Consider the following 21,379-nt stretch of genomic DNA (forward strand, 5'->3'; position numbering starts at 1 on the left):
GGGCGTGTACGGTCCCCCGTACTGTACCGTCCGGACGGTTGGGAACTGGACCGTAGGGACGCCCCTGTCAAGGAGGAACCGTGACGGCCGGCACGCAAAGCACACGCGACCGCATCCTTCGCGCGGCACTCGAGATCGCGCAAGAGGCCGGGCCGGGCTCGGTCTCGCTGGAGGCCGTCGCCGCGAAGGCGGGAGTCTCGAAGGGAGGGCTCCTCTACCACTTCCCCAGCAAGGCGGCGCTGCTGCGCGGCCTCGTCGAGGAGCAGCTCGCGCGCTTCGAGGCGGCGCTCGGGATCGAGGCGGCCGCCTCCCGTCACGATGGCGTGATCGCGGCCTATATCGCGACGTTCGTCGCCGAGCGGCTGTGCGCGACGCCCCCGAGCGCGGGCATGCTCACGGCGCTGGTCGAGGATCCGGCGATCCTGGAGCCGGTTCGCCAGCGCGAGCGCGGCTTCCTCGACGCGATCCGCGCCAACACCGCGGACCCCGACGACGCGACCATCGCGTACCTCGCCCTCCAGGGCCTCGCGCTGATGCGGCTCCTCGGCATCGACGTGGTGGACGAGGACGAGCGCGCGGCGGTCCTGGCGCGGATGAGCCGAGGCAGGGACGCGTGAGTCGTCGCGGACGCGCTCAGCCCGCCGCCTCCCGCGCCTCGTCCGCCAGCTGCTTCAGCACCGCGCGCAGCCGCCCGCCCTCGCTCACCCGCTCGGGGAACGGCACGCGTGCCGTCAGGTCGCCTGCGGCGAGATCGATGCCCTCCGGGTCGAGGCCGGTGGCGCGCCAATCCGCCATCGGCGCCTTGGCGAGGCGGGTGGCGTAGAGGGAGAGCGCGTCGCGGTGATCCGCGTTCATGTGGGCGATCGCGCTCTCCTCGAGGTCGAGGAGGCCTCCCGCGTCGTCCACGCGGGTCAGGAGGTCGTCGCGCGCGATCGCCATCGCCCGGGCGAAGCCGCCGTTGAGGTGGGCACCCTCGACCGCCATGCGGAATACGGCGAAGTCCCCGAAGCCGGCGTAGAGATTCGCCTTTGGGTGGCGGGCGAGGAAGCGGGCGCGGGGGCGGGGGTCGTCGGTGGGCGCGATTCGCCCGATCACGGTGAGCCGCGGATGGGCGAGGGGGTCGCCCTCCTTGCGCCCCTTGCCCCGCTCGGCGAGGAGCACGCTCGCCCGCGGGTCGGCGGCGAGGTTCGCGGTGTGGCCGGACAGGCGCGACATCAGGAAGAGCGGCGCGCCGTCGACGTCCGTCGCCACCGTCACCAGCGTGGCGAAGGGAAAGCCCGCCGCGCGGTCGAGGGTCGCGAGCGCACCGGCGCGCACGGCGCGCAGCAGCCCCTTGGCGACAGCGAGCCCGTCGTAGGAGGGATCGGGCCCCACCCGCTCGAGGATCGCCTTCGCCTCCTCCGAGACGCCGCTCTCGCCGGGATTGCGGCCCCCGCCCACGCCGTCGCCGTCCGCCTGCGCCATGCCCGCACCCCTTCCGAAAGCGCCCGTCTTTGCCCACATGCGGCAAGACGTGGTAGACCGCCATGAATTCGGCCGAATTGCGAGGCTTGGCGGGAGGGCGACGATTTCGTCGCACCATCCGCCCGCCTCGGGCGTTCCCGCCCGTACCGTATCGGGACGAAAGCCAGGCCGCCAGAGCATCGGGAGCCGTGATGCCCACCATCGCCCTCGTCGACGACGATCGCAACATCCTCACCTCGGTGTCCATCGCCCTCGAGGCCGAAGGCTATCGCATCCAGACCTACACGGACGGGGCGTCGGCGCTGGACGGCCTGCGACAGACCCCGCCGGACCTCGCGATCTTCGACATCAAGATGCCGCGCATGGACGGCATGGAGCTCCTGCGCCGCCTGCGCCAGAAGTCCGACCTGCCGGTGATCTTCCTCACCTCGAAGGACGAGGAGATCGACGAGCTGTTCGGCCTCAAGATGGGCGCCGACGACTTCATCCGGAAGCCGTTCTCCCAGCGCCTGCTGGTCGAGCGCGTCAAGGCCGTCCTGCGCCGCTTCGCGCCCAAGGACGTGTCGGCCCCGCGCGAGCCGGACACCAAGGCGCTCGAGCGCGGCCAGCTGGTGATGGATCCGGAGCGCCACACCTGCACCTGGAAGGGCGAGCCGGTGACGCTCACCGTCACCGAGTTCCTCATCCTCCAGTCGCTCGCCCAGCGGCCCGGCGTGGTGAAGTCCCGCAACGCGCTGATGGACGCCGCCTACGACGACCAAGTCTACGTCGACGACCGTACCATCGACAGCCACATCAAGCGCCTGCGCAAGAAATTCAAGGTGGTCGACCAGAGCTTCGACATGATCGAGACGCTCTACGGCGTCGGCTACCGCTTCAAGGAAACCTGAGGGAGGGCGCGTGGACGCACGCCGGCGGGCCGACGGATATGCGCACGACGACGACGGGCCGGCCTCCGCCGGGGCCGGCGGCGAGGACGCGCCCCCGTCGCCGCGGCGCTCGCCCGTCGCGGCGCTGGCGAAGGGCGGCACGGCGCGGCGCATGCGGCTCGGCCTCCTGGTGCGCCTGCGCGGCCTGTGGCGGGCGATGGCCGGGCGCGCCTCGTCGAGCCTCGTGCGCCGCATCGTGGTGCTCAACCTCGCGGGCCTCGTCGCGCTCTTCTTCGGCTTCCTCTACCTCAACCAGTTCCGCGAGGGACTGATCGAGGCCCGGGTGCAGAGCCTGCTCACCCAGGGCGAGATCATCGCCGGCGCCATCGCCGCCTCGGCGACGGTCGATTCCGACACGATCCTGATCGACCCGGACCGCCTCCTCCAGATGCAGACCGGGGAGAGCTCGGTCCTCACCGACGAGCTGTTCTCGCCGCTCGAGTTCTCGATCAGCCCCGAGCAGGTCGCGCCGCTGCTGCGCCGGCTGGTGACGCCGACGCGCACCCGCGCGCGGGTCTACGACCGCGAGGCGTCGCTCCTGCTCGACACCCGCGCGCTGTACTCGCGCGGCGACATCCTGCGCCTCGACCTGCCGCCGATCGAGACGAGCCCGCCGGGCCCGCTGGAGCGCGCCTTCGGGGCGCTGCGCGACTTCTTCGCGCCGACGCGCGCGCCCTCGCTCGAGACGATCGGCCCCACCGACGGGCGCACCTTCCCCGAGGTGCGCCAGGCCCTGCGCGGCGAGCGCGCCAGCGTCGTGCGGCTCAACCCCGCCGGCGAGACCATCGTCTCCGTCGCGGTGCCGATCCAGCGCCAGCGCGCCGTGCGCGGCGTGCTGCTGCTCTCGACCCAGGGCGGCGACATCGACGCCATCATCGCCTCCGAGCGCTTCGCGCTGCTCCAGGTCTTCATGGTGGCCGCGGGCGTGATGATCGTGCTCTCGCTGATCCTCGCCAACGCCATCGCCGGGCCGGTGTCGCGCCTCGCCGAGGCGGCCGAGCGGGTGCGCCGGGGCATCAAGTCCCGCCAGGAGATCCCCGACTTCACCGGCCGCTCCGACGAGATCGGCCATCTCTCGGGCGCGCTGCGCGAGATGACCGAGGCGCTCTACGACCGCATCGAGGCGATCGAGAGCTTCGCCGCGGACGTGGCGCACGAGCTCAAGAACCCGCTCACCTCGCTGCGCAGCGCCGTCGAGACGCTGCCGCTGGCGCGCTCGGACGACAGCCGCCGACGGCTCCTCGACATCATCCAGCACGACGTGCGCCGCCTCGACCGGCTGATCTCGGACATCTCCGACGCCTCGCGCCTCGACGCGGAGCTCGCCCGCTCGGAGGCCGGGCCGGTCGACATGGCGCGGCTCCTCGGCGCGGTCGTCTCCATCGCCAACGACGTCCGCCGCCCGGAGGACGCGCCGATCGACCTGCAGATCCGCCGGCCGCCACGAAAGGGCGACGGGCCCCGGGACGGGACACGCGACTCGGCGCGCGAGAGCGGGCGGGACGCCTTGCGCGAGGGTGGGCGCGAGACCGCCGAGCGCGCCGAGCGCACCTTCGTCGTCATCGGCCACGACAGCCGCCTCGGCCAGGTCGTGCGCAACCTCCTCGACAACGCCCGCTCCTTCTCGCCCCCCGGCGCCGCCGTGCGCGTCCTGCTCGAGCGCGACGGCGAGGTGATGCGCCTCGTCGTCGAGGACGAGGGTCCGGGCATCCCCGAGCACGCGCTGGAGCGGATCTTCGAGCGCTTCTACACCGACCGCCCGGAGCAGGGCTTCGGCCAGAACTCGGGGCTCGGCCTCTCGATCTCGCGCCAGATCGTCCAGGCCCACCGCGGCACCATCCGCGCCGAGAACCGGCTCGGTGCGGTGGACGAGGACGGCGAGCCACGTCGGCTCGGCGCCCGCTTCGTGGTGACGCTCCCCGCCGTGCGGGAGCGTGGCTGATGCCGCCGTCCGCGGGCTGCATCGGCCGTTCGCGACCTCGCATCCTCCCCGGAGGGGAGGAGTCCGCGCGAAGCGCGGGCGGTGGGGCCGTTCGGAGCACGATCGAGCCGGCCCGCCGCCCTCCCCACCCTAGGCCTTCGGCGGTCGTCCTCCCCTTTGGGGAGGCGGCGACGGCGCAGCTGGCGGGGGACGCTTCGTGAGCCTCCCCACCACCGACACCATCCACGCCTCCTGCGTCGTCGTCGGCGAGGCGGGCGTGCTGATCCGGGGCGCGTCGGGGGCGGGGAAGTCGCGGCTCGCGCTCGATCTCGTGGAGGCCGCGCGGGCGCGTGGGCTGCATGCGCGGCTCGTCGGGGACGACCGCATCCGGCTCGTGGCGGCCCACGGCCGGCTCGTGGCGCGCCCGCATCCGGCGATCGCCGGGCTCGTCGAGCGGCGCGGCGTCGGCATCCTGGAGCGGCCGCACGCGCCGGCCGCCGTCGTGCGCCTCGTCGTCGACCTGGTTCCCGAGTCCCCCCCGCGCCTGCCCGTTCCGGAGGCTCTGGAGGCCGAGATCCTCCGCGTCAGGTTGCCGCGGCTCGTCTCGACGGCGGGCGACGGGATCGCCACGATTGCGCTCGACGCCGTGAGAGGCTTATCTGTCGGGGCACCGCCTTGAACTGCCGACGGATTGGCTCGATGCTCTTGCGTTCGGCTTCGCAGTGCACAAGATAGCGGCTCCGCTCAGCCGAGCGACGGATGCAGGTCCACATGATCGGAATGGTGCTCGTCACCCACGGCCAGCTGGCGACGGAGTTCCGCGCGGCGCTGGAGCACGTGGTCGGCCCGCAGGAGCAGATCGAGACGATCACGATCGGCCCCGAGGACGACATGGAAGCCCGTCGCGGCGACATCCTCGACGCCGTGCGCCGGGTCGAGACGGGCGCGGGCGTCGTCGTCCTCACCGACATGTTCGGCGGCACGCCCTCGAACCTCGCGCTCTCGTGCATGAACGGGCGCATGGTCGAGGTCGTTGCGGGCATCAACCTGCCCATGCTGATCAAGCTCGCGAGCGTGCGCGATCTCGAGCCCCTGGCCGACGCCGTGCTGCACGCCCAGGAGGCGGGGCGCAAGTACATCAACGTGGCCTCCCACGTGCTCGCGGGGAAGTGACATGAAGGCCGAGCCCTCGATCGCGCGCGACGCTCTCGAAGAGCCCTGCCCGGAGCCGCCGCCGGTGCCGGAGGGCGCGCTCGCCCGCGAGCTTTCGATCGTCAACCGCAAGGGCCTGCATGCCCGCGCCTCCGCCAAGTTCGTCCAGACGGTCGAGCGCTACCAGGCGGAGGTGACCGTCACCCGCTGCGGCGAGACGGTGGGCGGGCGCTCGATCATGGGGCTGCTCACGCTGGCCGCCGCGCAGGGCACCTCCGTCCACGTCACGGCGACGGGCCCGCAGGCCGAGGGCGTGCTCGACGCGCTCGCGACGCTGCTCGCGGCCCGCTTCGGCGAGGACGAGTGAGCGTCAGCGCGTGAGCGCGCCGCCCGGGCGACGCGCCTCGATCCCGACGATCCGCTTGTGCAGGTGCGTCATCAGCGCCACGCCGAAGAGCGGCGTCGCGAGGTTCACGATCGGGATCAGCAGGAAGCCCGCGATCACCGCGCCCGCGAGGAAGACCCGCCCCGCGTGGCGCTTGCGCAACGCTACCGCCTCCGCCCGCGGGTGATGGCGGTTCGCGGCGAGCTCGAAATACTCGCGCGAGAGCAGGTAGGCGTTGGCCAGGAAGAAGGCGGCGACGTTGACCACCGGCACGAGCAGCAGCGCGAGCGCCGCGACGTTGACCGCGAGCGTCAGGGCGAAGAAGCGCAGGCCGTAGCCGATCGACGGCAGGAGCGGCATCTCCTTTCCCGGCGGATCGGCCGGGAAGTCCGTGCGCTCCACGATCGCCGCCGCCTCGTCGGCGAAGATCGAGGCGACGAGGGCGGAGACGGCGGGGATCAGGTAGAGCGCGCCCACCAGCAGCCCCGCGCCCGCCAGCACCACGCCGATCGTGTCGACCCACGGATAGGCGTCGGTGAAGGTCTCCTGCGCGAGCAGCCAGTCGACGCCCCGCGTCGCTGCCGCCCACGCGACGGCCAGAAGCAGGATCGTCAGCCCGATCGAGCGCAGCAGGATGCCGCGCAGGCCCGGCGAGACGACGAGACGCAGCGCGGCGAAGGCGGATGCGAGGATCACGGGGCGGCGGCCTTCCCGGTCTCCGCCTTCCCCGCGTTCGCCTCGGCGGCATCGGCCGCCGCGATCATCGCGAGCGCCTCTGCGGGGTCGATCCGCCCGTCGTAGAGCGCGCGGCCGGTGATGGCGCCGCCGAGCGCCGCGCAGTCGGGCTGGAGCAGGCGCGCGACGTCGTCGATCGAGGCGAGGCCGCCGGACGCGATGACCGGGATCGTCACCGCCCGCGCGAGCGCGAGCGTCATCTCGATGTTGAGGCCCTTGAGGATGCCGTCGCGGGCGATGTCGGTGTAGACGATGGCGGCGACGCCCGCGTCCTCGAAGCGCCGGCCGAGTTCCTCGGCGGTGAGCGTCGAGCTCTGCGCCCAGCCCTCGACGGCGACGTAGCCGTCCTTGGCGTCGATGCCCACCGCGATCTTCCCCGGATGGAGCCGCGCCGCCTCGCGCACGAAGGCCGGGTCGCGCACGGCGGCGGTGCCGATGACGATGCGCGCCACGCCCTTGGCGAGCCAGCCCTCGACGGTGCGCATGTCGCGCACGCCGCCGCCGAGCTGCACGGGGATGGTCACGCCCGCGAGGATGCCGTCGACCGCCTCGGCGTTCATCGGCTTGCCGGCGAAGGCGCCGTCGAGGTCGACCACGTGCAGCCAGGGGAAGCCCTGGGCGGCGAAGGCGCGCGCCTGCGCGGCGGGATCGTCGTTGAAGACGGTCGCCTGCTCCATGTCGCCCTGGATCAGGCGCACGCAGCGGCCTTCCTTGAGGTCGATGGCGGGATAGAGGATCACGGGCGCCACCTCAGGAAGTTGGCGATGAGGGCGAGCCCGAGCCGCTGGCTCTTCTCGGGGTGGAACTGCGTGCCGACGATGGTGTCGCGCCCGACGATGGCGGTGAGGGGGCCGCCGTAGTCGGTCGTGGCGACCACGTCGCCGGGGGCCTCGGCGTCGAGGGCGTAGGAATGCACGAAGTAGGCGTGCAGCCCGCTCTCGCCGGTGGGGATGCCGTCGAGCAGCGGATGGGCGCGGCGCGCGTCGAGCACGTTCCAGCCCATGTGCGGGATCTTCAGCGCCGGGTCCGCCGGGCGGATGGCGCGCACGTCGCCGGGGATCCAGCCGAGCCCCGGCGTCGTCTCGTGCTCGAGGCCGCGCGAGGCGAGCAGCTGCATCCCCACGCAGATGCCGAGGAAGGGGCGGCCGCGGCCCATCACCGCCTCGGTGAGAGCCTCCAACATGCCGGGCACCGCGTCGAGCCCGCGCCGGCAATCGGCGAAGGCGCCCACCCCCGGCAGCACGACGCGCTCGGCGTCGCGCACGACGGCGGGGTCGCTGGTGACGCGCACCGCCATGGCGAGCCCCGCCTCGCGGGCGGCGCGCTCGAAGGCCTTGTGGGCGGAGTGCAGGTTTCCCGAGCCGTAGTCGACGATGGCGACGCTCATTGCGTTCCCTCCGGCCGCAGGCCGAAGGGGACGATCTCGGCGCTCGGCCGCGCGGGCTGCTCGGCGATCGGCCGAGCGGGCTCGTGCGGAGCAGGCGGGATTTCGGCCGGGGGCGAGGCCGTCTCGCCCTCCCCGTGCATTCCCACGAGCCGCGCGCAGGCGAGCGCGTCCGCCTCGTCGTAGGACGGCGCAGCGACGACGTCGACCATCGGCATGCCGCGGCGGGCGTAGGTCCAGCGCCGCAGGCTCGACGCCTCGAGCCCGATCAGCACCGCGAGCAGCAGGCTCGCCAGCGCCGCCGCGCCCTCCCCGACCTCCAGGGCGTCCAGCGCGACCGAGAGCGCCACGACGGCGACGAGGGTCGCGAGCGCGGCGAGCCAGAGGCGGTGCCAGAGCATCCACAGGACCGAGAAGAAGAACGCCGCCCAGTTGAACCCGTCACGCACCAGGACCGCGCGCTCGAAGGCGGCCGCATCGCCGGGCGCCGCGTCGCGCGGCAGGTGGACCGTGTAGGTGCGCATGCTCAAAGCGCTCCCTTGGTCGAGGGGATGCGGTCCGCCTCGCGCGGATCGATCGCCACCGCCGCGCGCAGCGCCCGGGCGAGGCCCTTGAAGCAGCTCTCGGCGACGTGGTGGCTGTTGTCGCCGTAGAGCGTCTCGACGTGCAGCGTCACGCCGGCGTTGGTCGCGAAGGCCTGGAACCACTCGCGCACGAGCTCGGTGTCGAACGTCCCGATCTTCTGCGTCGGGAACGCGGTGCGGAAGACGAGGAACGGCCGCCCGGAGATGTCCACCGACACCCGGCTCAGCGTCTCGTCCATGGGCAGATGCACGGTCGCATAGCGTGAAATGCCGCGCTTCTCGCCCAGCGCCTCGCGGAACGCCTGGCCGAGCGCGATGCCGACGTCCTCCACCGTATGGTGATCGTCGACGTGCGTGTCGCCCTTCGCGGTCACATCGAGGTCGAACAGCGCGTGGCGCGCCAGGAGATCGAGCATGTGGTCGAGGAAACCGACTCCCGTCGCGATGCTCGCGGCGCCCGTCCCGTCGAGGGCGAGCGAGAGCGAGACGTCGGTCTCGGAGGTGCGGCGGTCGACGCGCGCGGCGCGCATGGCGGTTCGTCCCGTGTGATGGTCGGGCGCGCGTTCTAGCAAGCGGCGGGCCGGATGGCCAGCCGCCGATGACGCCCGCTTCCTCCCCGCAGGGGAGGACGACGGCCGGAGGCCGGAGGGTGGGGAGGGCGGCGGGCCGGCTCGAAAGACAGGCGAACGGCCCCACCGCCCGCGCTTCGCGCGGACTCCTCCTCTGCGGGGAGGAAGGGCGGCGCCCGGTTGGAAATCGTCCTCGCGCTGCTTAAGTCAGCAGCCAACGCCGATCGCACGAACCGGAGCGCCCGCAGTGTCCAACGACGATTCCGCCGCCCCGCGCATGCACGCCACGACGATCCTCATGGTCCGCAAGGACGGCAGGCTCGTCGTCGGCGGGGACGGGCAGGTGAGCCTCGGGCAGACGATCGTGAAGGGCAACGCCCGCAAGGTGCGCACGCTCGCCAAGGGGGCGGTGATCGGCGGCTTCGCCGGCGCCACCGCCGACGCGTTCACGCTGTTCGAGCGGCTGGAGGCCAAGCTCGAGCAATATCCCGGGCAGCTCGTGCGCGCCTGCGTCGAGCTGACCAAGGACTGGCGCACGGACCGCTACCTGCGCCGGCTCGAGGCGATGATGCTCGTCGCCGACAAGGACGTCGGCCTGCTGCTCTCGGGCGCCGGCGACGTGCTCGAGCCCGAGGCGGGCGTGATGGCGATCGGATCCGGCGGCAACTACGCGCTCGCCGCCGCCCGCGCGCTGATGGACACCGATCTCGACGCGGAGACCGTCGTGCGCCGCTCGCTGCAGATCGCGGCGGACATCTGCGTCTACACCAACGGCAACCTCGTCATCGAGAGCCTGGAGAGCGCCGTCTGATGGCGGGCGCGCCGGCGATAGCGCAGCTCCTACGCCTCGGCGCAGGCGGGCATGGCGTCGAGCGTCGCCGCGAGCGCGGGCGGGAGGCCGGACGTGTCGGCGCGCATGGCGATGCAGCCGGCCCGCCCCTCGGCGACGATGGTCGGCTGGCCGTTCGCGTCGAACACGCTCCACTGGTCGGCGCGCGCCGCATAGGCCTCGAAGCTCGCGAGCGAGCGCACGAACCTCCGGCGGGCGTCGGCCTCCGGCACGTCGTGGCCGCCCTGGCGGACGCGCCGGGCGATTCGCTCGAGGCTCGTCTCGACGCGCGCCACCGCGAAATAGAGGATCGCGACCTCCATTCCGACGCCACGCGCGGCGTCGATCGTGCGCAGGTGCGTGCGCCCGGCGAGCGTCGTCTCGAGCGAGAACGTGCGCCGCGCGGCCATGAACTCGGCGATGCGCGCGAGCGCCACGCGCGAGGCGGCGACGCGTCCGGCCTCGACGTCGAGCGGCGACAGGCCGCGGGCGATCTCGTCGAGATTGACGAACGCCGTCGAGCCCGACACCGCCCGAATGTGCCGGAAGGCGTAGGTCGTCTTCCCCACCCCGTTCGCCCCGGCGATCAGCCACAGTCTCGCAGCCATCGCGTTCCCCTCCTCACCGCGCACCGATCATCACAGGATCCGGCATGACCACCTTCTCCCCCCGCGAGATCGTCTCCGAGCTCGATCGTTACATCGTCGGGCAGACGGACGCCAAGCGCGCGGTCGCCATCGCGCTGCGCAACCGCTGGCGCCGCCAGCAGCTCACCGGCTCCATCCGGGACGAGGTGATGCCCAAGAACATCCTGATGATCGGCCCCACCGGCTGCGGCAAGACCGAGATCGCCCGCCGGCTCGCCAAGCTCGCCAAGGCGCCCTTCCTCAAGGTCGAGGCGACGAAGTTCACCGAGGTGGGTTACGTCGGCCGCGACGTCGAGCAGATCGTGCGCGACCTCGTCGAGATCGGCATCGGCCTCGTCAAGGAGGAGCGCCGGCGCTCGGTCAAGGCCAAGGCGGAGATGGCGGCGGAGGACCGGGTCCTCGACGCCCTCGTCGGCCCCGGCTCGGGCCAGGCGACGCGGGATTCCTTCCGCAAGAAGCTGCGCGAGGGCCTCCTCGACGACAAGGAGATCGAGCTCGAGATGCAGGCGGGCGGAGGCGGCGTGCCGATGCTGGAGCTGCCGGGCATGCCGGGCGCCTCGGTCGGCGCGATCTCGCTCGGCGACATGTTCGGCAAGGCCTTCGGCGGGCGCACCAAGCCGCGTCGCCTCACCGTGAAGGACGCCTACGAGCCGCTCATCGCCGAGGAGAGCGACAAGCTCCTCGACCAGGAGGCGCTCGTCGCCGACGCCATCCGCGAGGTGGAGAACGCCGGCATCGTCTTCCTGGACGAGATCGACAAGGTCTGCGCCCGCGAAGGGCGCTCGGGCGCCGACGTGTCGCGCGAGGGCGTGCAGCGCGACCTGCTCCCGCTCATCGAGGGCACCACGGTGGCGACCAAGCACGGCCCGGTGAAGACCGACCACATCCTGTTCATCGCGTCGGGCGCCTTCCACGTCTCCAAGCCCTCCGACCTGCTGCCGGAGCTGCAGGGGCGCCTGCCCATCCGCGTCGAGCTCTCCCCGCTCGACGTCGACGACTTCCGCCGCATCCTCACCGAGACCGAGGCGAGCCTGATCAAGCAGTCGGTGGCCCTGCTGGCGACGGAGGGCGTCACCCTCGCCTTCACCGAGGACGGCATCGACGCGCTCGCGCGCATCGCTGTGGAGGTGAACTCCAACGTCGAGAACATCGGCGCGCGCCGCCTCCAGACGGTGATCGAGCGCACGCTCGACGAGATCTCGTTCTCCGCATCCGAGAAGGGCGGCGAGACGGTGACGATCGACGGGGACTACGTCCGCTCCCGGGTGGCGGACCTGGCGAAGAACGCGGACCTGAGCCGGTTCATCCTGTGAGGCGAGGCGGGGCGGGCCCGATCAGGCGAGCCCCGCGAAGGGCAGGAGCGCCAGCGCGATAAGGAAGACCACGCCGGCGACCAATGTCGTCCAGATCGCCTTCTCGACCAGCGCCGGCGCCACGGGGGCGCCGGGCTCGGTGCCGGGGATCATCTCGGTCGTCTCGTGCTGGCTGCGCACGCCGAAGGGAAGGACCGCGAACAGCATGATCCACCACACGACGAAGTAGAACGCCAGCGCGCCGGCGATGCCGGTCCCGAACAGGACCATGCCGAGCGCGACCGAGAGCGCGATCAGCGCCACGATCACGGTCACGGCGGCGGGCAGCGAGGTCGCCAGCAGCTTCACGGTGTCGACGGGCGAGCGCATGGTCTCAGGCCTGCTCCAGCTCGACGAGGGTGCCGCAGAAGTCCTTGGGGTGGAGGAACAGCACCGGCTTGCCGTGCGCGCCGATCTTCGGCTCGCCGCCGCCGAGCACCCGCGCACCGTCCGCGATCAGCTTGTCGCGGGCGGCGATGATGTCCTCCACCTCGTAGCAGACGTGGTGGATGCCGCCGTCGGCGTTGCGCTCCAGGAACTTCGCGATCGGGCTGTCCGCGCCCAGCGGCTCGAGCAGCTCGATCTTGGTGTTGGGCAGCGTGATGAACACGGTCGTCACTCCGTGCTCCCGCTGCGCGACCGGCGCGGAGACCTCCGCGCCGAGCGTGTCGCGGTAGACGGCGCTCGCCTCGGCGATGTCGCGCACCGCGATCGCCACGTGGTTCAGCCGACCGATCATCGCGCCCGTCCCTCCCGTCCTGGTGTCGCCCTCGTCATACCTCGACGACGAGGACGTGGCACGCGGGCTTTTTGCCCCATTGCCCATTCACCGCGGAGCGCACCGCGCGGGCGACCGCCGTCTCGACGAAATCGCTGTCGCGGCGCTTGCCCCGCGGCAGGCCGTCGAGCGTGCGCCCGATGGCGTCGGCGACGATGTCGATGATCTCCTCGCCGGCCTTGGTGAGCAGCGGCAGGCCCATCACGTCGACCGCCGGATCGCCCTGTATCTCGCCGCGGGCGTCGATGGCGATCGCCACGGTGACGATGCCCGAGGCCGCGAGCTTGCGCCGTTCGGGTAGCGCGCGGTCGTCCTCTGCGACGACGATGTCGCCGTCCTTGTAGAGCCGCCCGACCTTGACGTGGTCGACCACCTCCGGCTTGCCCGGCGCGAGGCGGACCATCGCACCGTCCTTGGCGACGACGGCGTGCGGCACGCCGCAGGCGCGGGCGAAGCGGGCGTGCTCGGCGATGTGGACCGCCTCGCCGTGGGCGGGCACGACGCAGGCGGGACGCAGCCACTCGTACATCATGCGCATCTCGCCGCGGCGCGGGTGCCCGGAGACGTGGACGAGCCCGTCGGCATCGGTGACGATGCCGATTCCCGCCGTGGCGAGCTGGTTCATGATCGCGCCGATCGCCTTCTCGTTGCCGGGGATCTGGCGCGAGGAGAACACGACCCGGTCGCCGGGGGCGAGCGCGATCGCCGGATGGTCGTCCCGGGCGATGCGCGCGAGCGCCGCGCGCGGCTCGCCCTGCGAGCCGGTGAGCAGCACGACCACCTTGTCGCGCGGGAGCCGGTCGTAGGCGTCCGCCGAGCGGAAGGGCTTGACCCCGTCGAGGTAGCCGAGCTCGCGCGCCACGTTGGCGACGCGCTCCATCGCGCGGCCCACCAGCACGACCTCGCGGCCGCATTCCTCCGCCGCGATCGCCACGGCGCGCAGGCGCGCCACGTTCGAGGCGAAGGTGGTCACCGCCACGCGGTAGGGCGAGGCCTTGATCACCTCGGCGAGCCCCTCGGCCACCGCCTGCTCGCTGGGGCTCACGCCCTCGCGCATCACGTTGGTGGAATCCGAGATCGCGGCGATGACGCCCTCGTCCCCGAGCTTGCGGAAGTCGGCCTCGTCGGTGATGTCGCCGGCGGTCGGCGTCATGTCGATCTTCCAGTCGCCGGTATGCACGACGAGTCCCGCCGGCGAGCGGATGGCCAGCGCGTGCGATTCCGGGATCGAGTGCGCCACCGGGATGTACTCGATCGAGAACGGGCCGGCCTCCGTGCGCCGGCGCGGCTCCACGACCCGGATGTCGATCTTCGGCGCGCCCGGCTCGCCCAGGCGGCGCGCCTCGAGCAGGTTCGCGGCGAATCGCGTCATGTAGACCGGCACCTTCAGCCGCGGCCACAGGTCGATGAGCGCGCCGATGTGGTCCTCGTGCGCGTGGGTGATGAAGATCGCGGCGAGCTGCTTCCTGCGCTGCTCGATCCAGCCGATGTCCGGCAGGACGAGATCGACGCCCGGCGCCTCCTCGCCCGCGAAGCTCAGCCCGCAATCCACCATGACGAATCGCTGGTCGCCCCGCGGCCCGAAGCCGTAGAGCGCCGCATTCATGCCGATCTCGCCCAGCCCGCCCAGCGGCAGGAAGACGAGCTCGTTCTTGTCCTCAGCCATGTGTCCGTTTCACCTTCGTCCTTCGTGTGGGTGCGAACCCCGTCATTCGCGGTCGTCACGGGAGATGATCGTCATGTCGCCGGCATCGATCGTCTCGATGCCGGCCTCGGTCTCGAGGAGGAGGCGGCCCTGGCCGTCGAGCCCGGCCACCCTCCCCCGCAGAAATCCATCGGCGACACGGACGCGGGCGCCGCCCTCGCGGCCCGCGGCCTGCGCCAGCCACGCCTCCCGTATACGCGCGAGGCGCACGCTCGGGTCCGCGCCCGCGAACGCCGCGAGCCGCTCCGCCAGCGCGTCCGACAGCGCCAGGAACAGCCGCTCGCGCCCGATCCCCGGGGCGACGTCCGCGAGGCGCGCCACGGGATAGGGCGCATCCGCGGGCGCGGAAGCGACGTTGACGCCGAAACCCATCACCAGGCCGGCCCGCCCGTCGGCGCGCGCCATCCCGTCGAGCAGGATACCAGCGAGCTTGCCGCCGTCGAGAAGAAGGTCGTTGGGCCACTTCAGGGCGAAGCGGCCGGCGACCTCCTCCGGCGCGACGGCGCGCACGGCGTCCAGGAGCGCGAGCCCCGCCAGGTAGCCGAGCTGCGGCGCCTCGCGCATCGGGCAGGGCGCGACGAGAGCCAGGGAGGCGTACAGGTTTCCCTCCGGCGACGCCCAGCTCCGCCCGAGGCGCCCGCGGCCCGCCTCCTGGCGCGCGGCGACGATCCACAGCGGCCCCGATGCGCCGGCGCGCAGCGCGGCGGCGGCGTCGTCGTTGGTCGACCCCGTAACGGCGCGCGCGTCGAGGGCGTATCCGAGCGCGCGGGCGTGCGGCGAGAGCTCCACCCGCTCAGGACAACGATTGCGCGGCGATCAGCGCCGCCGCGAAGAGCGGCGCCGGCACCAGCCAGAAGATCAGGTTGAACACGCTCGACACGACCATGACCCCGCCGAGCGGCGCCGGCATCGGGTCGTAGGGCGCCACCGGCTCGTCGAAATACATGACCTTGACGATGCGCAGGTAGTAGTACGCGCCCGGCACGCTCGCCACCACGGCGATAACGGCGAGGACCGCGAGGCCCGCCTCCACCGCGGCGAGGAAGACGTAGAGCTTGGCGAAGAAGCCGGCGAGCGGGGGGATGCCCGCGAGCGAGAGCACCACGGCCGCGAGGCAGAAGGCCAGGCCGGGGTGGTTCTTGTAGACGCCGGCGAGGTCGGAGATGTCCTCGAGCACGACGCCGCCGCGGCGCATGCCGAGGATGCAGGCGAAGCCGCCGAGCGTCAGCACGAGGTAGATCGCCATGTAGATGAGCACGCCCTGCACGCCGGCCTCCGTCCCGGCGGCGAGGCCGACCAGCGCGAATCCGACGTTGCCGATGGAGGAATACGCCATCAGGCGCTTGAGGTTCGTCTGCCCGATCGCGGCGAAGGAGCCGAGGATCACCGAGGCGAGCGAGATGAAGATGACGATCTGGCGCCACTCGTCGACGATCGTCGGGAAGGCGTCCATGAACAGGCGCACGGCGAGCGCCATCGCCGCCATCTTCGGCGCGGAGGCGAAGAAGGCGGTCACCGGCGTGGGCGCGCCCTCGTAGACGTCCGGCGTCCACATGTGGAACGGCACGGCCGAGATCTTGAAGGCGACACCGGCGGCGACGAAGACGAGGCCGAAGATGGCGCCCGTCGAGGCGCCCCCGGCGAGCGCGAGCTGGATGCCCTCGAAGGAGACGGTGCCCGTGAAGCCGTAGACCAGCGAGGCGCCGTAGAGCAGCAGGCCCGACGAGAGCGCGCCGAGCACGAAGTACTTGAGGCCGGCCTCGGTGGAGCGCCCGTCGTCGCGGTGGAGCGAGGCGATGACGTAGGCGGCCAGCGACTGCAGCTCGAGGCCCATGTAGAGCGCGATCAGGTCCCCCGCGGAGACCATCACCATCATGCCGATCGTGGCGAGCACGATCAGGATCGGGTACTCGAACCGGTCGATGCCCAGCCGCCTGAAATGGTCGTGCGACATCATCAGCGCCGTGATCGAGCCGATCAGCACGAGCACCTTGAAGAAGCGCGCGAAGGCGTCGGAGACGAAGGCGCCGAAGAAGGTCACCTGCGTCTCGGCCGGCGCGAGGAAGACGAGCGCCATCGCCACCAGCATGAGGCCGATGGCGCACGCCGAAACGAGCGCCGTCGAGCGCTCGCCACGGATCGCGCCGATGAGCACGAGCACCAGCGCGCCCGCCGCCAGAACGATCTCCGGCAGGGCCGGGCCGAGCGCGGGAACGGGGAAGACGGGGAGCGGGACGGCCGATTCGGGCAGCATGTCAGGTCCTCACTGCGCGCCGGCGAGGGCGGTGGCCGCCCCCTCGAGCGCGGGCGCGGCAGCTCGCAGCACCGCTTCCGTCGGCGCCGCGAAGGCGTCGAGGATCGGCTGCGGCTGGACGCCGTAATAGATGACGAGCAGGACGAGCGGGGCGAGCAGCACGATCTCGCGTCGCGTCAGGTCCGGCAGGGCGGCGAGCGCGGGCTTCTCGAGCGGGCCGTTCATCACCCGCCAGTAGAGCCACAGCGCGTAGGCGGCCGAGAGGATGACGCCGAAGGCGGCGAAGAACGCGACCCAGAAATTCGCCTGGAAGGCGCCCATCATGGTCAGGAACTCGCCGACGAAGCCCGACGTGCCGGGCAGGCCCACGTTCGCCATGGTCAGCGTCAGGAAGACGATGGCGTAGAGCGGCATGCGGCTCGTCAGCCCGCCGAAGGCGGCGATCTCGCGGGTGTGCATGCGGTCGTAGATCACGCCCACGCACAGGAACAGCGCGCCGGAGATCAGCCCGTGCGAGACCATCTGGAACATGGCGCCCTCGATGCCCTGCGGGGTCATCGTGAACAGGCCCATCGTGACGAAGCCCATGTGCGCCACGGAGGAGTAGGCGATGAGCTTCTTCATGTCCTCCTGCATCAGCGCGACGAGGGAGGTGTAGACGATCGCGACGACGGAGAGCGTGAACACGAGCGGCGCGAACTCCACGGACGCGTCCGGGAACATCGGCAGCGAGAAGCGCACGAAGCCGTAGCCGCCCATCTTCAAGAGGATGCCCGCCAGGATCACCGAGCCCGCGGTCGGCGCCTCGACGTGGGCGTCCGGCAGCCAGGTGTGGACCGGCCACATCGGCATCTTCACCGCGAAGGAGGCGAAGAAGGCGAGCCATAGCCACCATTGCAGCGACGGGTCGAAGCCGAAGGCGAGCAGGCGCTCGATGTCCGACGTGCCCGCCGTCCAGTACATCGCGATCATCGCGATGAGCATCAGCACCGAGCCGAGCAGCGTGTAGAGGAAGAACTTGAACGAGGCGTAGATGCGCCGCTTTCCGCCCCAGATGCCGATGATGAGGAACATCGGGATCAGGACCGCCTCGAAGAAGATGTAGAACAGGAACAGGTCGAGGGCCACGAAGACGCCGATCATCAGCGTCTCGAGCACCAGGAAGGCGACCATGTATTCCTTCACCCGCTTCGTGATCGTCTCGAACGACGCGAGGATGCAGAACGGCATCAGGAAGGCGGTCAGCAGGACGAACGGCATCGAGAAGCCGTCGACGCCGAGCTTGAAGGCGATCTCCGGCGAGATCCAGGCATGCGTCTCGACGAGCTGGAAGCCCGGCAGGGCGGTGTCGAAGCGCGCCCAGGCGACGAGCGCGAGCAGGAAGGTGACGACCGTCGTCGCCAAGGCGGCCCAGCGCACGTTGGACAGCGTCGCCTCGTCCTCGCCGCGCTGGACCAGGATGAAGGCCGCGCCGACGAGCGGGATGACGAGGAGCCCGAAGAGTATGCCGAAGCCGAACATCAGCGGGCTCCCGTGACGAGGTACCAGGTGACCAGCGCGGCGACGCCGATCATCATGACGAACGCGTAGTGGTAGATGTACCCGGTCTGCAGCCGCACGACCCAGGAGGTCGCATCGAGCACGCGGGCGGAGACGCCGTCGGGGCCGAGGCCGTCGATCACCTTGCCGTCGCCGGTGCGCCACAGGAAGCGGCCGAGGCGCTTGGCCGGGCGCACGAACAGCATGTCGTAGAGCTCGTCCACGTACCACTTGTTCAGGAGGAAGCGGTAGAGCACCGGATGGCGGGCGGCGAGGCGCACCGGCACGGCCTTGTCGCGGATGTACATCCAGAAGGCCAGCACGAAGCCGATCGCCATGGCGAAGAAGGGCGACCACACGACCCAGGCGGGGACGTTGTGGAAGTCCTCCATGATGGTGTTGCCCTCGCGGGTGTAGATCGCGCCTTCCCAGAAATGGTGCCAATCGTGGCCGACGAAGCTCTCCTTGAACAGGAAGCCCGCCGCGAGCGCGCCGACCGCCAGGATGCCGAGCGGGATCGTCATGACGAGCGGGCTCTCGTGCGGCGCGTGGCCGTGCCCATGGTCGCCGTGCGCTTGGTCGTCGTGCGCGTGCGCCGCCGCGTGAGCCGGCTCGAGATCCTGGTCGTGCCTCCCGTGAGCGACGCCCTCGTGATCGTCGTGCCCGCCCGACGCGTGCGCCGCGTCCCCGTGTCCGGCCCAGCGCGGCGCGCCCTCGAAGGCGAGGAAGAACAGGCGCCAGGAATAGAACGAGGTGAAGAGCGCCGCGATCACGGTGGCGACGAAGGCGACGTCGCCCGCCGTCGTGGGCGAGGCGTAGGCCGCCTCGATCACGGCGTCCTTGGAGTAGTAGCCCGCGGTGAAGGGGAAGCCCGTCAGCGCCAGCGTCCCGATCGCCATCATCGCGGCGGTGAAGGGGATGTGGCGGCGCAGGCCGCCCATGTTGCGCAGGTCCTGCTCGTGATGCAGCGCGTGGATGACCGAGCCCGCGCCGAGGAAGAGCAGCGCCTTGAAGAAGGCGTGCGTGAACAGGTGGAAGATGCCGACCCCGTACGCGCCGACGCCCAGCGCCACGAACATGTAGCCGAGCTGCGAGCAGGTGGAGTAGGCGATCACGCGCTTGATGTCGTTCTGCACGAGACCGACGGTGGCCGCGAAGAAGGCGGTGAGCGCGCCGATGTAGGTGACGACGGTGAGCGCGAGGGGCGTGTACTCGTAGAGCGGCGACATGCGCGCCACCAGGAACACGCCCGCCGTCACCATGGTGGCGGCGTGGATCAGCGCGGAGACCGGTGTCGGTCCCTCCATCGCGTCCGGGAGCCACGTGTGCAGCAGGAACTGCGCCGACTTGCCCATCGCGCCCATGAACAGGAGCAGCGCCGCGAGCTCGAGCGCGCCGACGTTGGACAGCCCGAGCAGCACCGGCCCCTCGCCGCCCTCGGCATAGGCGGCGATCTGCGCGAAGATCTCCTCGAACTGCACCGAGCCGAACAGGAAGAACACCGCGAAGATGCCCAGCGCGAAGCCGAAATCGCCCACGCGGTTGACGACGAAGGCCTTGAGCGCGGCGGCGTTGGCGGAGGGCTTCTGGTACCAGAAGCCGATCAGCAGGTAGGAGGCGAGGCCCACCCCCTCCCAGCCGAAGAACATCTGGACGAGGTTGTCCGACGTCACCAGCATGAGCATGGCGAAGGTGAACAGCGACAGGTAGGCGAAGAACCGCGGCCGCGACGGGTCCTCGTGCATGTAGCCGATCGAGTAGAGGTGCACGAGCGCCGAGACGGTGTTGACGACGACGAGCATCACCACGGTCAGCGTGTCGATGCGGAACGCCCAGTCGACCGAGAGCCCGCCCGACACCATCCAGGTCGCCACCTGGACGCGGAAGACGTCCGGCCCATCGCCCATCGCCACGTCGAGGAAGGCGACCCAGGACAGGGCCGCCGAGACGACGAGCAGCGCGGTCGTGACGATCTCGCTCGGGCGCGCGCCGATGAAGCGGCCGAAGATGCCGGCGACGAGGAAGCCGAGCAGCGGCAGGAAGACGATCGCTTGGTACATGGCGCGGCCTTCAGCCCTTCATCGTGTTGATGTCTTCCACCGCGATCGTGCCGCGGTTGCGGAAGAAGATGACCAGGATCGCGAGGCCGATCGCCGCCTCCGCCGCCGCGACCGTCAGCACGAACAGCGCGAAGACCTGGCCCACGATGTCGTTCAGGAAGGCGGAGAAGGCGACGAGGTTGATGTTGACGGCGAGCAGGATCAGCTCGACCGACATCAGGATGACGATAACGTTGCGCCGGTTGAGGAAGATGCCCACCACGCCGAGCGTGAACAGGATCGCGGCGACGGTGAGGAAGTGGGTCAGGCCGATCATCGCGCGTCCTCCTCAGGCGTCTTCGCGGGGGCGGACGGGGGCGGGCACGCCGGATCCGGATCCGAGCCCCTTGCCGATCGGCGGCGAGGTCATGCCGATCGCCTCGTCCTTCGTGCGCGCGGCCTGGCGTGCCGCGTCCTGGCGCTTCACGCCGACACGATCGCGCAGGGTGAGGACGATGGCGCCGATCATGGCGACGAGCAGGATCAGGCCGGAGAGCTGGAAGAAGTAGACGTAGCGGGTGTAGAGCACCGAGCCGAGGGCGGCCGTGTTCGTCATCACCGGCACCTCTCCGACCACCGGCTGGGCGGCGAGCAGCGCCGGGTCGACGGCGTAGGTCGTGACCACCAGGATCAGCTCGACGAGGAAGATCACCCCCACCGTGGCGCCGATCGGCAGGTATTGCAGCACCCCCTGGCGCAGGCTGGCGAAGTCGATGTCGAGCAGCATGATGACGAACAGGAACAGCACCGCCACCGCGCCGACGTAGACGACGATCAGGATCATCGCCAGGAACTCGGCCCCGAGCAGCACGAACAGCCCCGCCGCGTTCACGAAGGCGAGGATGAGGAAGAGCACGGCGTGAACGGGATTGCGGGAAGCGATCACGAGGAAGGCCGAGGCCACCGTGATGCCGGCGAAGAGGTAGAAGAAGGCTGCCGTGACGCTCATGCTCGCTCGCTCGAAGCCCGTGGAGCCGGCCCGCGGGCGGCGTTTGGCGCCCCGCGTCGCGGTGGGCTCTGGAGGAAGCCACCCGGAGGGTCCGGGCGGCTCGT

At 71.2% G+C, this 21,379-nt stretch carries 24 protein-coding genes; 8 read left to right on the forward strand and 16 right to left on the reverse strand.

Features of this window, described 5'->3' with window-relative positions:
- Positions 1-80 precede the first annotated feature (80 nt).
- Positions 81-617 carry a TetR family transcriptional regulator gene (locus tag ACTZWW_RS00180; RefSeq protein ID WP_444778903.1) on the forward strand — a complete coding sequence of 179 codons (537 nt, stop codon included), beginning with the start codon at positions 81-83 and terminating at the stop codon, positions 615-617.
- Between the two features lie 16 nt (positions 618-633).
- On the opposite strand, the gene ACTZWW_RS00185 is transcribed toward ACTZWW_RS00180, so the two are convergent.
- A complete protein-coding gene (locus ACTZWW_RS00185) occupies positions 634-1,464 on the reverse strand; it encodes a HugZ family pyridoxamine 5'-phosphate oxidase (protein WP_444778904.1) in 831 nt (276 codons plus the stop codon).
- A gap of 191 nt (positions 1,465-1,655) precedes the next feature.
- On the opposite strand from ACTZWW_RS00185, the gene ACTZWW_RS00190 reads away from it, so the two are divergent.
- From ACTZWW_RS00190 to ACTZWW_RS00210, 5 genes are all read left to right on the forward strand, one after another.
- Positions 1,656-2,354 carry a response regulator gene (locus ACTZWW_RS00190; RefSeq protein ID WP_444778905.1) on the forward strand — a complete coding sequence of 233 codons (699 nt, stop codon included), beginning with the start codon at positions 1,656-1,658 and terminating at the stop codon, positions 2,352-2,354.
- A 151-nt stretch (positions 2,355-2,505) separates the two neighbouring features.
- On the forward strand, positions 2,506-4,335 hold the full coding sequence (locus ACTZWW_RS00195; protein WP_444779118.1) for a stimulus-sensing domain-containing protein: 1,830 nt from the start codon (positions 2,506-2,508) through the stop codon (positions 4,333-4,335).
- 196 nt (positions 4,336-4,531) lie between these two features.
- A complete protein-coding gene (locus ACTZWW_RS00200; RefSeq protein ID WP_444778906.1) occupies positions 4,532-4,993 on the forward strand; it encodes an HPr kinase/phosphorylase in 462 nt (153 codons plus the stop codon).
- A 92-nt stretch (positions 4,994-5,085) separates the two neighbouring features.
- Positions 5,086-5,487: a PTS sugar transporter subunit IIA gene (locus ACTZWW_RS00205; protein WP_444779119.1), complete on the forward strand. Its 402-nt coding sequence runs from the start codon at positions 5,086-5,088 to the stop codon at positions 5,485-5,487.
- 1 nt (position 5,488) lies between these two features.
- Positions 5,489-5,833 (forward strand): HPr family phosphocarrier protein, encoded by a 345-nt coding sequence (locus tag ACTZWW_RS00210; RefSeq protein ID WP_444778907.1) that lies wholly within the window; start codon positions 5,489-5,491, stop codon positions 5,831-5,833.
- Positions 5,834-5,836: 3 nt separating this feature from the next.
- Here the strand turns inward: ACTZWW_RS00210 and ACTZWW_RS00215 are convergent, their stop codons facing one another.
- From ACTZWW_RS00215 to hisB, 5 genes are read right to left on the reverse strand one after another with little or no spacing between them, the layout of a single operon-like run.
- Positions 5,837-6,547, reverse strand: a complete 711-nt coding sequence (locus ACTZWW_RS00215; protein WP_444778908.1) for a sulfate transporter family protein — start codon at positions 6,545-6,547, stop codon at positions 5,837-5,839.
- Positions 6,544-7,335, reverse strand: coding sequence for a 1-(5-phosphoribosyl)-5-[(5-phosphoribosylamino)methylideneamino]imidazole-4-carboxamide isomerase (hisA, locus tag ACTZWW_RS00220; RefSeq protein ID WP_444778909.1), 792 nt, complete (start codon positions 7,333-7,335; stop codon positions 6,544-6,546). Before hisA ends, ACTZWW_RS00215 begins: the two co-directional genes overlap by 4 nt.
- Positions 7,323-7,973: an imidazole glycerol phosphate synthase subunit HisH gene (gene hisH, locus ACTZWW_RS00225; RefSeq protein ID WP_444778910.1), complete on the reverse strand. Its 651-nt coding sequence runs from the start codon at positions 7,971-7,973 to the stop codon at positions 7,323-7,325. Before hisH ends, hisA begins: the two co-directional genes overlap by 13 nt.
- Positions 7,970-8,494: a DUF2628 domain-containing protein gene (locus ACTZWW_RS00230; RefSeq protein WP_444778911.1), complete on the reverse strand. Its 525-nt coding sequence runs from the start codon at positions 8,492-8,494 to the stop codon at positions 7,970-7,972. The genes hisH and ACTZWW_RS00230 overlap by 4 nt, the downstream gene beginning before the upstream one ends.
- A gap of 2 nt (positions 8,495-8,496) precedes the next feature.
- Entirely contained in the window at positions 8,497-9,084 is a 588-nt protein-coding gene (gene hisB, locus ACTZWW_RS00235; protein WP_444778912.1) for an imidazoleglycerol-phosphate dehydratase HisB, read from the reverse strand.
- A 316-nt stretch (positions 9,085-9,400) separates the two neighbouring features.
- On the opposite strand from hisB, the gene hslV reads away from it, so the two are divergent.
- On the forward strand, positions 9,401-9,934 hold the full coding sequence (gene hslV, locus ACTZWW_RS00240; protein WP_444779120.1) for an ATP-dependent protease subunit HslV: 534 nt from the start codon (positions 9,401-9,403) through the stop codon (positions 9,932-9,934).
- A 29-nt stretch (positions 9,935-9,963) separates the two neighbouring features.
- On the opposite strand, the gene ACTZWW_RS00245 is transcribed toward hslV, so the two are convergent.
- The gene (locus tag ACTZWW_RS00245) at positions 9,964-10,560 is read right to left on the reverse strand and encodes an AAA family ATPase (RefSeq protein ID WP_444778913.1); all 597 of its coding nucleotides are present in this window, start codon (positions 10,558-10,560) and stop codon (positions 9,964-9,966) included.
- A 44-nt stretch (positions 10,561-10,604) separates the two neighbouring features.
- Here ACTZWW_RS00245 and hslU point away from each other — a divergent pair, with 44 nt between their 5' ends.
- Positions 10,605-11,912: an ATP-dependent protease ATPase subunit HslU gene (gene hslU / locus ACTZWW_RS00250; protein WP_444778914.1), complete on the forward strand. Its 1,308-nt coding sequence runs from the start codon at positions 10,605-10,607 to the stop codon at positions 11,910-11,912.
- Positions 11,913-11,933: 21 nt separating this feature from the next.
- Here the strand turns inward: hslU and ACTZWW_RS00255 are convergent, their stop codons facing one another.
- The 9 genes from ACTZWW_RS00255 to ACTZWW_RS00295 are packed head-to-tail and all read right to left on the reverse strand — an operon-like array spanning position 11,934 to position 21,275.
- Positions 11,934-12,281, reverse strand: a complete 348-nt coding sequence (locus ACTZWW_RS00255; protein WP_444778915.1) for a DUF1467 family protein — start codon at positions 12,279-12,281, stop codon at positions 11,934-11,936.
- Between the two features lie 4 nt (positions 12,282-12,285).
- Positions 12,286-12,690 (reverse strand): methylmalonyl-CoA epimerase, encoded by a 405-nt coding sequence (mce, locus tag ACTZWW_RS00260; protein ID WP_444778916.1) that lies wholly within the window; start codon positions 12,688-12,690, stop codon positions 12,286-12,288.
- A 34-nt stretch (positions 12,691-12,724) separates the two neighbouring features.
- Entirely contained in the window at positions 12,725-14,395 is a 1,671-nt protein-coding gene (locus ACTZWW_RS00265) for a ribonuclease J (RefSeq protein WP_444778917.1), read from the reverse strand.
- 42 nt (positions 14,396-14,437) lie between these two features.
- Complete coding sequence (locus ACTZWW_RS00270) at positions 14,438-15,223, reverse strand: biotin--[acetyl-CoA-carboxylase] ligase (protein WP_444778918.1); 786 nt, start codon at positions 15,221-15,223, stop codon at positions 14,438-14,440.
- A 4-nt stretch (positions 15,224-15,227) separates the two neighbouring features.
- A complete protein-coding gene (nuoN, locus tag ACTZWW_RS00275) occupies positions 15,228-16,688 on the reverse strand; it encodes an NADH-quinone oxidoreductase subunit NuoN (RefSeq protein WP_444778919.1) in 1,461 nt (486 codons plus the stop codon).
- A gap of 9 nt (positions 16,689-16,697) precedes the next feature.
- Positions 16,698-18,209 carry an NADH-quinone oxidoreductase subunit M gene (locus ACTZWW_RS00280; RefSeq protein ID WP_444778920.1) on the reverse strand — a complete coding sequence of 504 codons (1,512 nt, stop codon included), beginning with the start codon at positions 18,207-18,209 and terminating at the stop codon, positions 16,698-16,700.
- Positions 18,209-20,287, reverse strand: a complete 2,079-nt coding sequence (nuoL, locus tag ACTZWW_RS00285; RefSeq protein ID WP_444778921.1) for an NADH-quinone oxidoreductase subunit L — start codon at positions 20,285-20,287, stop codon at positions 18,209-18,211. The genes ACTZWW_RS00280 and nuoL overlap by 1 nt, the downstream gene beginning before the upstream one ends.
- A 10-nt stretch (positions 20,288-20,297) precedes the next feature.
- A complete protein-coding gene (nuoK, locus tag ACTZWW_RS00290; protein WP_372426801.1) occupies positions 20,298-20,603 on the reverse strand; it encodes an NADH-quinone oxidoreductase subunit NuoK in 306 nt (101 codons plus the stop codon).
- A 12-nt stretch (positions 20,604-20,615) separates the two neighbouring features.
- On the reverse strand, positions 20,616-21,275 hold the full coding sequence (locus ACTZWW_RS00295; RefSeq protein ID WP_444778922.1) for an NADH-quinone oxidoreductase subunit J: 660 nt from the start codon (positions 21,273-21,275) through the stop codon (positions 20,616-20,618).
- Positions 21,276-21,379 lie beyond the last annotated feature (104 nt).

This window comes from Salinarimonas sp. NSM (assembly GCF_052380005.1).
Lineage (GTDB): Bacteria > Pseudomonadota > Alphaproteobacteria > Rhizobiales > Beijerinckiaceae > Salinarimonas.

What these genes read in the sequence shown, in the direction of transcription:
- ACTZWW_RS00255 (WP_444778915.1), bottom strand. Translation starts at nt 12,281, where the DNA reads ATGCGCTCGCCCGTCGACACCGTGAAGCTGCTGGCGACCTCGCTGCCC.
- nuoL (WP_444778921.1), bottom strand. Translation starts at nt 20,287, where the DNA reads ATGTACCAAGCGATCGTCTTCCTGCCGCTGCTCGGCTTCCTCGTCGCC.
- ACTZWW_RS00190 (WP_444778905.1), top strand. Translation starts at nt 1,656, where the DNA reads ATGCCCACCATCGCCCTCGTCGACGACGATCGCAACATCCTCACCTCG.
- ACTZWW_RS00185 (WP_444778904.1), bottom strand. Translation starts at nt 1,464, where the DNA reads ATGGCGCAGGCGGACGGCGACGGCGTGGGCGGGGGCCGCAATCCCGGC.
- ACTZWW_RS00295 (WP_444778922.1), bottom strand. Translation starts at nt 21,275, where the DNA reads ATGAGCGTCACGGCAGCCTTCTTCTACCTCTTCGCCGGCATCACGGTG.
- mce (WP_444778916.1), bottom strand. Translation starts at nt 12,690, where the DNA reads ATGATCGGTCGGCTGAACCACGTGGCGATCGCGGTGCGCGACATCGCC.
- hslU (WP_444778914.1), top strand. Translation starts at nt 10,605, where the DNA reads ATGACCACCTTCTCCCCCCGCGAGATCGTCTCCGAGCTCGATCGTTAC.
- ACTZWW_RS00195 (WP_444779118.1), top strand. Translation starts at nt 2,506, where the DNA reads ATGCGGCTCGGCCTCCTGGTGCGCCTGCGCGGCCTGTGGCGGGCGATG.
- ACTZWW_RS00245 (WP_444778913.1), bottom strand. Translation starts at nt 10,560, where the DNA reads ATGGCTGCGAGACTGTGGCTGATCGCCGGGGCGAACGGGGTGGGGAAG.
- hisB (WP_444778912.1), bottom strand. Translation starts at nt 9,084, where the DNA reads ATGCGCGCCGCGCGCGTCGACCGCCGCACCTCCGAGACCGACGTCTCG.
- ACTZWW_RS00210 (WP_444778907.1), top strand. Translation starts at nt 5,489, where the DNA reads ATGAAGGCCGAGCCCTCGATCGCGCGCGACGCTCTCGAAGAGCCCTGC.
- ACTZWW_RS00265 (WP_444778917.1), bottom strand. Translation starts at nt 14,395, where the DNA reads ATGGCTGAGGACAAGAACGAGCTCGTCTTCCTGCCGCTGGGCGGGCTG.
- nuoK (WP_372426801.1), bottom strand. Translation starts at nt 20,603, where the DNA reads ATGATCGGCCTGACCCACTTCCTCACCGTCGCCGCGATCCTGTTCACG.
- ACTZWW_RS00230 (WP_444778911.1), bottom strand. Translation starts at nt 8,494, where the DNA reads ATGCGCACCTACACGGTCCACCTGCCGCGCGACGCGGCGCCCGGCGAT.
- hisH (WP_444778910.1), bottom strand. Translation starts at nt 7,973, where the DNA reads ATGAGCGTCGCCATCGTCGACTACGGCTCGGGAAACCTGCACTCCGCC.
- nuoN (WP_444778919.1), bottom strand. Translation starts at nt 16,688, where the DNA reads ATGCTGCCCGAATCGGCCGTCCCGCTCCCCGTCTTCCCCGTTCCCGCG.
- hslV (WP_444779120.1), top strand. Translation starts at nt 9,401, where the DNA reads ATGCACGCCACGACGATCCTCATGGTCCGCAAGGACGGCAGGCTCGTC.
- ACTZWW_RS00205 (WP_444779119.1), top strand. Translation starts at nt 5,086, where the DNA reads ATGATCGGAATGGTGCTCGTCACCCACGGCCAGCTGGCGACGGAGTTC.
- ACTZWW_RS00280 (WP_444778920.1), bottom strand. Translation starts at nt 18,209, where the DNA reads ATGTTCGGCTTCGGCATACTCTTCGGGCTCCTCGTCATCCCGCTCGTC.